At 39.8% G+C, this 10,959-nt stretch carries 7 protein-coding genes and 2 pseudogenes; 3 read left to right on the top strand and 6 right to left on the bottom strand.

Translation table 11 applies throughout. The features are described 5' to 3' along the window. Nucleotides 1-39: 39 nt before the first annotated feature. Nucleotides 40-1,140 (bottom strand): annotated as a pseudogene (locus tag RMX98_RS29845) (nickel-dependent hydrogenase large subunit); the annotation flags it as partial. A 116-nt stretch (nucleotides 1,141-1,256) separates the two neighbouring features. Between RMX98_RS29845 and RMX98_RS29840 the strand changes: the two are divergent. Both RMX98_RS29840 and RMX98_RS29835 read left to right on the top strand, forming a co-directional pair. Continuing rightward, entirely contained in the window at nucleotides 1,257-2,735 is a 1,479-nt protein-coding gene (locus RMX98_RS29840; RefSeq protein WP_322677828.1) for a site-specific integrase, read from the top strand. Nucleotides 2,736-2,876: 141 nt separating this feature from the next. Then, the gene (locus RMX98_RS29835) at nucleotides 2,877-3,770 is read left to right on the top strand and encodes a hypothetical protein (RefSeq protein ID WP_322677827.1); all 894 of its coding nucleotides are present in this window, start codon (nucleotides 2,877-2,879) and stop codon (nucleotides 3,768-3,770) included. Between the two features lie 186 nt (nucleotides 3,771-3,956). On the opposite strand, the gene RMX98_RS29830 is transcribed toward RMX98_RS29835, so the two are convergent. Beyond that, entirely contained in the window at nucleotides 3,957-5,513 is a 1,557-nt protein-coding gene (locus RMX98_RS29830; RefSeq protein ID WP_322677826.1) for an AAA-like domain-containing protein, read from the bottom strand. A gap of 576 nt (nucleotides 5,514-6,089) precedes the next feature. Here RMX98_RS29830 and RMX98_RS29825 point away from each other — a divergent pair. Continuing rightward, nucleotides 6,090-7,256: a GUN4 domain-containing protein gene (locus tag RMX98_RS29825; protein WP_322677825.1), complete on the top strand. Its 1,167-nt coding sequence runs from the start codon at nucleotides 6,090-6,092 to the stop codon at nucleotides 7,254-7,256. Between the two features lie 259 nt (nucleotides 7,257-7,515). Here the strand turns inward: RMX98_RS29825 and RMX98_RS29820 are convergent, their stop codons facing one another. From RMX98_RS29820 to RMX98_RS29805, 4 genes and pseudogenes are all read right to left on the bottom strand, one after another. Then, nucleotides 7,516-7,995 (bottom strand): hypothetical protein, encoded by a 480-nt coding sequence (locus RMX98_RS29820; protein ID WP_322677824.1) that lies wholly within the window; start codon nucleotides 7,993-7,995, stop codon nucleotides 7,516-7,518. Nucleotides 7,996-8,033: 38 nt separating this feature from the next. Continuing rightward, on the bottom strand, nucleotides 8,034-8,573 hold the full coding sequence (locus RMX98_RS29815) for an NUDIX domain-containing protein (protein WP_322677823.1): 540 nt from the start codon (nucleotides 8,571-8,573) through the stop codon (nucleotides 8,034-8,036). Nucleotides 8,574-8,850: 277 nt separating this feature from the next. Next, nucleotides 8,851-9,360, bottom strand: a pseudogene (locus RMX98_RS29810) (nickel-dependent hydrogenase large subunit); the annotation flags it as partial. A 183-nt stretch (nucleotides 9,361-9,543) separates the two neighbouring features. After that, entirely contained in the window at nucleotides 9,544-10,506 is a 963-nt protein-coding gene (locus tag RMX98_RS29805; RefSeq protein WP_322677822.1) for a hydrogenase small subunit, read from the bottom strand. Between the last annotated feature and the right edge of the window lie 453 nt (nucleotides 10,507-10,959).

The following is a 10,959-nucleotide window of genomic DNA, read 5'->3' as shown; positions in this document are numbered from 1 at the left end:
TAATTTGGCGGACATGATATCACGCCATATTAGCAACTTTTAAGCTGTCCGAAAACGTGCTAGTTCCTCACCTGTTTTAGCATCATGAGCGTGAACTGTACACACCAAACATGAATCAAACGATCGCGCCACATGACCAACTTCCACCGGGTCGCTAGAATCGTAAATGGGTGTCCCAATTAACGCTTCTTCAATTGGGCCGCGGATTCCTTCACCGTCACGAGGGCCGATATTCCAAGTACCAGGGGCAATAACTTGGTAATTCTTAATCTTACCGCCCTCTATTTCTACCCAGTGAGACAAAGAACCGCGTGCTGCTTCCGTTGCACCCCAACCGCGTCCATCTTTTTCTGTGGGTTTGATATACCAGGGGTCGTTTAATTTGAATTCGCGCAAACAATGTTCAGCTTGACGATATAACTTGACAATTTCGTGAAGTCGTGCTAACTGACGCACATGAATACTAGCACCACCCATTCGTTTGAAGACATCAAGGATGAAAGGGTCGTAGTGTTGCCAAGATTCGCCATGTTTACCGCCAGCTACTAATTGCCGCGCTAAGGGGCCAGTTTCCAAACGTCCGAAGTCTTTGTGAAGGACTGCACTCGACCAAGAGTAGGCATTATCAAAGTCTTTTGTATTGATTGCAGTGGGTTTAGTGGTGCGATCGCTAGGGTGAATATCTTCTGTCCCTTCATCGTACCAAGAGTGAGTTGTATTCTCGCGGGTGAATGACTGATCCATTAAGGTGTGAGTGTGTGTGAAGCTGTCGTACACTCCACTTTTCATAATCATCGCCGCATTTCGTCCCTCGATAGTCGGCTTTTGGTATTTATCTTCATGGGCTAAATATCCCCAAGTCACATATTTACCAACACCAGCGCCATATCTATCTAAACCGATGTCTAAACCCATGCGCCAATAAAAACCTAAGTCGGAATCTCGATGATTTCGGTTTTCATCTAACCAATCTCTAAAATCATCATAACTTTGGATTTGTTCGTAGCGTTCTAAAGAACAACCCAACCACACTGGTTCTAACCAATTGGTACGGAAATATTCGAGAATTGCCCAAGCGCGGGTAATGTCTGTTAAGGTTGGGGCGCACATCACGCCACCAGGCACCATATAACTGCTGTGGCAACTAGTGGTATGCTAAAAATGTTCCTGAGTAACTTATTATGTAAGGGTATTTTGCTCGGCAAGAACATTTTATTTTCACTATTTCAGTTTATAAATAAGGGAATATTTAGGGAATGATCGAGCAAAATCAAAACCAGGATGATTGCAATCGCCAACACTTAATATCGCAGACATATCCCCTATCTACAGATGAGGATGCAAACGCAGACTTAAGGGATTTGTTCGCCGATATGTTTGCAGATTTTGAGCCGCACAACACCACAGACGGTAGCTATAGGGGAACAATGGCGAAAATTAAAGCAACAGAACTACAGTATCAAGCAGTTTTTGAACAGAAGTTAGTCGAAGCTAATAGTAATTTAAAAAGGGATAGAGTTAAAGTTAGCATTAAACAAACTGGCAATTCTCTTCAGTTACGAGCGACCCTACCGTTAAAACCAGGCGATAGCAGCTTAGGTAAGGAAAAAAAGCAATATGACTTGTCTCTAGGGATACCAGCAAATTTAGAGGGATTAAAAACTGCGATTGAAGAAAGTTACGAATTGGGTAAATTAATCGCTCGTCATACTTTCGATTGGAATGAGAAGTATTTAGGAATTAAATCTAGAGAGAAGCAAGAGATAAAAACTATTGGGGAATTATTAGATACATTTGATGAAAAATATTATCAAGCCCGGCAGAAAACCATAACTAGTCAAAATACTTTTGCCAACTATATATCTGTAATTAAAAGAAACTTTCCTTTAACAACTTTGGCAACAAAAAATCATTTTGAGAAAATTATTAATTCATTTCAGGGAAATAAAAAAAATGAATTAATTGCGGTAACTTCTGTTTTTATTAAAACCTTTAAGTTGGGATTTACACTTGATATAACAAGGGATAATGTCACCCCTGCCCATCGAGAAATACCTGACGATGATAAAATAATATCTTCTTTTGACCTATTTGGAAAATTCGCCCTCAATCGCAAAAATACAAATATTACTGATGAAATTGATACCTGGGAAATGTGGCGTTGGGTATATGGAATGTTGGCAACCTTTGGGTTAAGACCAAGGGAATTATTTGTCGAACCAGACATTAATTGGTGGATGTGTCCCCAAAATATAGACCATACTTGGAAAGTCAATAAAAATACAAAAACTGGATATCGAGAAGTTATCCCCTTTGTACCGGAATGGATAGAATTATTTGATTTACAAAATCCCAAACCATTAAAGATTTTAGAAAAAAAGGTGACAAAAATTGCATCTGTGCAAAATATTAATTGGATGCGGAGAGATATATCCAGATGGTTTAGAAAAGTGGGAATTGAGTTTCAACCCTACGATTTGCGTCATGCTTGCGCCATTCGAGCGCATCTTCAGGGAATACCCATCAAAGCCGCAGCAGACAATTTAGGTCATACTGTTGATGAACATACAAAAACCTATCAAAGATGGTTTGGCATTGAAAATAGGAAAAAAGCCTTTGGTGAGGTAATTAGTCAAAAGTCGTTAATTGAGTTGCAGAAGAATGAAATATTGGCGCTACGGATGGAGAATGAAAGGTTACGGTTGGAGGTGGAAAGTATACGGAAAAGTTATTGATATTATGACTAAATTACCTGTAATACTTTATTTGACTGGATTGTTTGGTGTGATAGACGGAAACTTTCCGTATAATAAATAGTTAGCCCTCACCATTTTGCAGAAGTACAGCTTTAGTTTTAGAATCCTTGAACGAAATTTATGACCCTCTGTATTTCATACAAATTCAAATCTCCTAATGACGATATCCCTAGAGCAATCTGCTATGCGGATTCTCGTATTACTACTCTTGGGGCTAGTACCAAGCAAACTACTGTAGGAGGATTTCTACCATCAAACGCAGAAATTAAACATAAAACTGATAGGGGCATTAAAATTCAGATAGTGTCTGCTGTGACAGATGGTAGTGAGAGTTACCGTGATTTCGTGTTTTCCATTGCTGGATCTGTTTCTCTTGGACTACAAAGCTTAATTCATTTAGACTCAGTTTTCAAAACATTCTATGAAAATTACAGTTTTGAACAATACATTGATAGAGCCAAGATTACACTTCATGAATTTTGGCAAGATGCGTGGGATCAAGAAATTGAGTACTTGATGACAGCAACAGATGATATTGGGGAAATAAGAATAATCTATGTTAAAGGAACAGAATCAGATTTAGTTTTAGAAGAAATTCAGCAGGAAGATGGATTACTTCTAGCTGTGGTCGGGGATAACGCTGAAGAATCCCGCGAAACTATTCGTCGGGAAACGAACTCTCTCATGTGTGCAGGAATGGAGATGAACTCAGCATTAGATGTGGCTTGTGTTCGCATGATGCGACGTGCAATTGAAAATCCAAATCAAATATTCATTGGGGGAAATATACAAGCTTGTCTTTTAGTAGATAAGAGTGCTAAGTATCTCACTCTAGATGATGGATCTAACTTATTGTTTCGAAGTGTCAAGTACTCAAGAGAGTGGCGTGATTATCCAAGAAAATTGAACACGTTAATAGAACGCCCCTCATTTCCAGTATTAAACATTAATCAAGATATGTACGATCCTCAAAAAAGCCTTCAAGAGATTATGAATCAAATTAAATTTTATTGAAAATTAGGTCAAGCGCATAAAGTTACTCTGGTTTAGTTTGTCAGGGCTAACAGTTTGCTTACACCCTGACGTATCAAATTGGTTTGTTGAGAACGAAAGGCTACTAGCTGCGGGTGAACCAGAATGTAAAAAATCTTTGAGAAAAGCGATCGCTCAATATCCAAATAAACAAATCATTCAAAATACTCACGCCCGAATCACAGTAATCGCACGTTGATTTTCCGTCACCACAACCTGGGTGGATAAACGTTCTTCCATTGGTAGGGCATTTTTACGCCTATCAAACACAAATAACCAACCAAAATCCAACCCCAAACGGGCTAAATAGGATTCTAATTGCTCAATACCCTCAGTTTGGGGGTCACGCTTTTTCTCGCGCCATACCTTTAACTCGATACCTAACGTTATATCTTTGTAACGCAGACATAAATCCATTCTGTCACTACCAATTGCATATTCCCTCTCCAGCGTTCCACCACCATTAACAACACGATGCAAGAAAGCCATTAATACGATATGCGGTGCGATTTCATGATAGCCAGTGCTACCTAATAATGGTTCCCCGTGCTGTCGCCAAAACTTGAGAAATGCTGCAAGTAACGCATCTATATTTAACTCTCCTTCTGGGGTTAACCAAGTCGGTGCAATCACTGGTAGGGAAGCCATTGGTGTTACAGTTAATACCCTGGGTAAAACTTCCCGATAAATTGGATTAGCAATGGTTAATCCACCTTGGGGATGCATTTTACACAAACCCAAATCAATCACAAATTGAATATCATCATTGGGTATATCCCCCAATTCCAAACCTGCTAACATCGGCTCGATAATTGCTTTTATCCTTGGTTCCCGTAAGCGTTCGGCTAAACTATCAAGATGAGTATCTTGACGGGCAATTAATATTTCTTTGGCTTGTAAAATATGTTCTTTTGTAATAGAAATACTTCTATCTTTAACCATTTTTTCCACAACTTCTTTAGCAAGAGCATTAACTAACCAAGGTTGTCCCTGAGTCAAATCAAAGGCTGTTGCTGTGGCTTCTGGAGTGAAAATTTGCCCTGTCTCTTCTGTATGTTGTTGGCATAGTTCTTGCACCTCTGCGGCATTAAAATTTCTCAGGGTAATCGAACTGACTTTAATATTAAAAGGACTGGATGTGTTTAATCTGTCACTACCACCCGATGCAACCTTATAATCCCGCACATCGCGTAAACCAATTAATCCTACGGACGAGGGAAAATTTTCTGGGCGATTGGGAAAACCATCTCGTAATTGCCTGAGTATCGAAATTAGGGTTTCATCTTGCAAAGAATCAATTTCATCAATCAATACTACTAAAGGTCGGGGTGAAGCTTTTGCCCAAGCTTGGAAAAAAGCCCTAATTCTTTGTCCTGGTTCTTCTTTTTGCCATTGTTTAACAGGTGGTTGCAATTCATTAGGCAATCGGATGGAAATTGTATTATACCAAGTTCCCAAAATTGCCAATTCTGCTGCACCTGGGTCATGATTAAAAGCACTTCCCACCTCTACTGATACCATTACTCCTGCATAACATCCAGTTGCGGTAAGTTGCTGTGCGAAGGCTAACATTGCCGTTGTTTTCCCCGTTTGTCGCGGTGCATGAACGACAAAATAACTTTCTTGTTCAATCAGCATCGACAAGTTCGGGAGACGACTTGTTGCTGAGAGGGTATAGTGTTTGTCAGCTTTACATGGGCCTGCAATATTGAACCAGCGAGACATGGGACTTTGGCAGTTGGCGGACACTTTGAGTTTAGACGATTTTGGGATTGGGGATGGCAGGAAGGACTAATTGGGGATTTTTGTTTGTTTAAACATCGGCTAGATATACCGAATCATTCCGTCTATTACTCGGAAAAAGATAATAGCCAGAAAATTTATTGCTATCTACCCAGATTTAGGTAGTTATTTAGAAGTTGTCTGTATAATATGTTGAACTTGACGATATCCGCAAAATTTCTTAATATTATGACTAAATTACCTGTAATACTTTATTTGACTGGATTGTTTGGCGTGATAGACGGAATCTTTCCGTCTAATAATATAGATTAGTTGTTTTCGTGTTGAGTCCTTGCCCTAATTCTTTGAGCTATTGATGAAGATGCAAAGCATGGGAGGGGTTTTAAGGTGAGGTGGTAACAAAGGATAATCGCTACATCCAATTTTGATCTTGGAGGTTAAAAGGTATGAGTTTCCTTTTTTTCAACCCTGCAAGTATCTACTGAAGGCGTTTCTGTTAACTCTTGGAGAGAGACTATAATCAATGGCAACTTCATTCAAACCTTGGTGGAGAAACAGGTGATCGAAGAAACAAAAGCACCTACCAAAGTCTTTATCAGCTATAGCTGGGACTCGGAAGAACACCAAGAACGTGTGTTGGCTTTGGCAAATACGCTACGAAACCCTTGGGGAATAGAAACTGATATAGACCAATATATTAGAGCCAAATCTCCATTTACTCCTTCACAGGGATGGGACTTATGGATGGAAAAAAGGATTGAATGGGCTGAGTTTGTACTGATAGTTTGTACTGAAACCTATAAGCGGCGATTTAGAGGAGATGAAGAACCTGGGATTGGACGAGGAAGCACCTGGGAAGGAACGATCATCAGGCAACATCTTTATAACAATCAATTGGTAAGTACTAAGTTTATTCCCGTCGTATTCTCTCCTCAAGATTTGACCCATGTTCCTATCATCTTTAATGGGAACGATAAATATATTCTTGAAGATGAAAAAAGCTTTGGAGAACTTTGTTATCGCCTTAGAAAAGAGCCTATTGTTGCAATGCCAGAAATTGCAACAGCAAAATTACAAGCACCTCCTGAACCAAAGTTTTTTTCACCCCAAAAATCGCAGGCAGAACCGCCAACAGTTTTTCTAGATATTGCTGAAATTCAATATCAAACTGCTTTCAAACCAGAAGAGGAGCCACAAAAGCCATCAATTAATATCGAGATAAGTGACTGCATTCGCTCAGAAAATCTACTTAAGCTAGAAGAACTGCTGAAGACAGAAAAAATAAAAGAAGCAGATGAGCAAACGAAGAGGCTCATTTTGATGGAAAACCAAAATAATCCTTTAACTGCTCCCGAAATTAGGCAAATTCCTTTGGATTTGCTTGGTAGCATTGATCGTCTCTGGATGGAATATAGTGCTGGAAAATTTGGGTTAAAAGTTCAGCAGCAGATGTGGCAAAAAATTCAGGAACCAGAAAAACCTCGCTTTAAACTATTTGCTAAAAAGGTAGAGCCATTAACTGAATCACAAATATGGAACCGATTGGGGTGCTTAGTTGGCTGGCGTAGTGATGATGAGAAAATATTGTCAGATGCAAAGCTTGATTTCTCGATCAAAGCTCCTCTAGGCTGTTTCCCTCGGACTCGATTGTGGTTACGTGGTGGTCATGGAAACAATGTAAAACAGTTTGCTGCTTTAATGGATCGGGTGGCACAATTAGAGTGAAATGGTAGCTTGTCCAACACTCATAAAACTATGTTTTAGAGTTTAAAGTCAATTCATATCTTATCTGGCTAAAAAATCTTGTGGCTATATAATTTAGATTAACGACCGTAAATTCTTCATCTCAGCGTTTCATTACCTGGCACTGAGGTGTTGTTCGGGGGTGATATAACCTGGAATTATTGCGAATTAGGGCTTGTAGCAATTTGCCTCAATAAATGAAGATGCAGCGAGGGCTGCGGATCGGTAACTAATAAGCTTCCTATGGCGATGCTGGTAGTGGCACAACCAGCAGCAAAATTGTGATCAAGAACGTAATCAAATACGGCAGGTTTGCCCAAGACTTGAGCGTGTTAAGAATCTGTCCGAGGAATTTGGTTGAGTTATCGGGTTTGATAAAATTTCCTTTAACTTTCTCGATCCATTCCTGATCTTCAGGAACGATATACCCACTCAAAATTCGAGTTAATCGATTAAAGTTATCGCGTAATTTTCGCTCCAGAAATAAGTAGTAAACATCCAAAACACCGAATAGCGCAAAAGCGACAAATGCCAGCACAAATAAAGCCGCACTTCGGTTGGTAAACCCAAAACCTACGATCGCTGCCCAAACAGTGATGCCAACTTTTTTTACTTCTAAAGAGTTGTTTGCCATGCGGGCGATCGCACTTTGCAACATCTCGGCTTGTTTAACTAAATAGTCCTTATTCTTTTCAATCCAGTCTGAAACGTTGGTTGGCATAGTTTTGATGTAAAATATAATTGCCCAACTTTAGAGTTTTAGTCCGTACTTTTGAAGAGTATCTTATCCAGCCTAAAGTATCCAATTTGACAGCTAGAATACTCGCAAGACTCTAAATACTGAAACGGATACCATTCATTTTTGGCGATCGACTCCATATAAGTGCCATCCTGTTGTGCGACATCAGGCTCTATCTCGGTAACATCCGCATAGTAGAGATAACATATCTCATTCACCTGAGTGCCAACAATATACTGACCCAACGGTGAAACCTGAACCTTATAGCCAGTCTCCTCATACACCTCTCTTTGAGCAGCCGCTTCCGGCGATTCCCCTTGTTCTAATGCTCCTGTCACCGGACAGGGAAACAGCGTGAATTGTCCATCTATCTCTCTATTATCAATACAAAGATGCTGCTGGCGAATTAGCACCTCATACGATTCCAGATTTTCGCCACTTTTTCTGAGCAAAAATACGGCAACAGAATCTTTACCTTTGCGCTCTAAATATTGAAATCCTCTTGGAGATTCCTTAATCGCGATCCACTGAGTACTAAATATAACTCTATCTGCATCCATTGTTTATAATCTACACATTTGATGTATCTAATAGATGTTTGCATGAATGAAACGCTTTGATAGGGCGATCGCTAATCTAGGGTTAGGGAAAAATTAGGTAATACCTGAGAAAAGCAAATAACTTTTAGTAGAGAAAAATAAATGGATTTACTGCTTGCTATCTTTGCTTATGGTGTAGCTGACCGTGGGTTTATCGCCTAATTTAAGGAAAAACCAGGGAATCATTACACATATCCTGGCAAATCTTTACTATATAAGCAATTCCCTAATTTATTTCCATATAACTGCTGTGGGGCCATTGTCCGCCTAATAGTGCATAAATTTCTACAGGTTTAGCAGAAATTGTTATGCCTAGTTCGTAAGATTTGCCTGTGAAAGCAGCAAAGCGTCTCACAGCTTCGTCATAATAGCGACTATTGCGGTATTTTTTATTAGTTAAATCAATGGCAAACAGTCCATAAAAATAGCGGGGGATGCTTTGAATTGTTTCGACAATTTGACCGAGATTTCTCGCTAAAATTGCATTGCGAGGAACTTCTGTTTCCCAAGCTGTATCTAATGCCCAAGATGCACTAGTCAGGTGAGAACCGCCGCAAATTCCGCAAATGCGAGGTGTAACAATTAATCCGGCTTGGGGATCTTTACCGCGAAGGATAACTTCAAATCCTCGGAAAAGTTCGGCGTGTGTCCAGGCGTTGACTACTCTTCCATGTTCAATATCAACTCGAACATCTAAATCGCCTTCAACTCTACCGACGGGCGATATATCTAATGATTGAATTGTCATTTGTTATTTGTCCTTTGTCATTTGTTACTTGTCCTTTGTCCTTTGTCATTTGTCATTGGTATTATTCACTCGCCCTCTGCAAAATGGTCGAAACCCTTGATTTATTGTTGATAAGTAGAGGGAAGTGTGAAAGGTTACGGTCATTGGTAAAATCACAAAGGACAAATGACCAATGACCAATGACTAAACTGTAAAAAAGTCTTCTTCTGCCCAAGGTGGTGCTGCGTCTTTGGCGACCATTGTGAGTAAGGCGTAGTCTTTTTTGTTCACCCCTGGCGGTAATTCTTTGGGAACTCCCATTACTGTTTGGGTTTTGAATACAGTTCCTGGTTTGAGGTCAAAGAAGGGAAATTCTGGTTCTGTGCAACCTAAACATGGCATTCCGGCGCGAGTTTTGGATGAAACACGGTTCCATAAGATGCGGTTGCAGGAAGAATGAGTCATGGGGCCGCGACAACCCAAGTCATAAAATAAGCATCCTTTACGCTGACCAAATTCGGCGGTTGATGCTTTGTAGGCAAAGTGAACGTTGCGGGTACAACCTGTTTGGGTATAGGTGTTGAAGAAGGTTTGAGGACGATTTAGTTCATCGAAAGCAATGTCTGCTATGCGTCCAGTAGCGATCGCAACTAATATCTGCGTAATCCAGTCGGGATGGGCAGGACATCCAGGTATATTAATTACAGGTAATCCAGCTTGTGATAGAAAATTTTTCCCTAAAAAGCCGCCTTCTTGACGTTTGAGAAATTGCAAACCTTCCGATTCGCTGGGGTTGGGTGACATAGCAGGAATTCCTCCCCAGGTTGCACAGTCTCCCACAGCGACGATAAATTGAGCAACTTTGGCGAGGTCTAATAACCAATTTTTCATGGCGCGATCGGCAAACCGATTCCATTCGCCAGTACCGTTAGGGGCGTTAACAACACTGCCTTCAAATACCAAGATATCTAAAGGAATTTTGCCAGAAATACAATCCCGCAGCAGTGTTTGTAAGTCGTTGCCTAGTTCTAATCCCAAGGAGGGATGCCAAAGTACCTTGATACCAAAGTCAGCAATTAAATCGCAGACCGTCGGTTCTTCAGCGTTGAGAAATGACATGGTGTTGCCTGAACAAGCACCACCTTGTAGCCATAGTACGTTAGTCATCGGCTAGGTATTTTTGTATTGTTTCCCATGCATGATGTAGGTGATAATGCTTGTAAAGTCTCACCTGTTTATCAATATTTATTTTTTAATAGTAAGATATTTTTTATCTAATTTACTTTCATTAAAAAAGAATTAATCATTAACAATAAATTAAATACTCTCATGATTATTTTCAATAGTTCTGTCTGTTATATATGTAACACATTTCATAAATGCAAAATACTACAAATAAACACTGCATCTTATTTTTAATTCTTGACGTTCAATCAACTCAACCTGCTTAATTTATCGCAGTCACAACTTTGTAATTATTAATAATATCTGCCAACTGTTAATCTGCATTAGGTGATGAGTATTTTAAATCATCAGATTTTTATCAGGACTTACGCAACTGTCACAAGCAATGGCGCGGTGTAGCCGCGCCGCGCGCCAAGCAACTACACGATAAACATG

Source organism: Nostoc sp. DedQUE02, from assembly GCF_034531035.1.
In the GTDB taxonomy this organism is placed as follows: Bacteria; Cyanobacteriota; Cyanobacteriia; order Cyanobacteriales; family Nostocaceae; genus Nostoc.
This window is presented reverse-complemented; position numbering and strand designations above follow the sequence as displayed.